The organism is Duganella vulcania, from assembly GCF_009857655.1.
GTDB lineage: Bacteria > Pseudomonadota > Gammaproteobacteria > Burkholderiales > Burkholderiaceae_D > Rugamonas > Rugamonas vulcania.
In genome coordinates this window covers 1-620 of record NZ_WWCX01000280.1, presented here as the reverse complement: position 1 = coordinate 620, position 620 = coordinate 1, and the positions used below count along the sequence as shown (strand labels likewise).

The 620-nt window shown below is 70.5% G+C and carries 1 pseudogene; it reads right to left on the bottom strand.

From position 1 onward, the window contains the following. Positions 1–620, bottom strand: a pseudogene (locus tag GTP90_RS35975) (heme utilization protein); the annotation flags it as partial.

The window sequence follows — 620 nt, the reverse complement described above, 5'->3', positions numbered from 1 at the left end:
TCACCTGCGCGGTGCTCAGGATGGCGATGGCGGCCACCTTGATGGCCGACAGGTCGGCCGTTTCCAGCGCGGCGATGTCGTTGGTCGACAGCGCGGCCACTTGCGCGGTGCCCAGCGCGGCGGCTTCATTGGTGGTCAGCGCGACAACCTGGTTGGTGGTCAGGGCCTTGACCTGGTTGGCGCTCAGCGCGGCGATCGCGTTGGTCGACAAGGCGGCGAAGTCGTTGGTTTCCAGCGCGGCGATGCCGTTGGTGGACAGGCCGGCGGCTTGGGCGGCGGTCAGCGCGCTGGCCTGGCCGGTGGTCATGGCGACGATCTGGTTGGTGCTCAGGGCGCCCACTTGGGCCGAGCTCAGCGCGGCGAACTGGTTGGTCGACAGTGCGGCAACCTGGTCGGTGGAGAGGCCGGCCAGCTGGCCGGTGCGCAGCGCGGCGATGTCGTTGGTCGACAGGCCCGACAGGTCGGCGGTCTCGATCGCGCCGATGCTGTTGGCGCTCAGCGCGGCCACTTGCGCGGTGCTCATGCTGGCGATCTGGCCCGAGGTCAACGCGACCACCTGGTTGGTGCCCAGGGCGGCGATGCCGCCGGTGCTCAGCGCGGCGATCGAGGCGGTGGCCAGC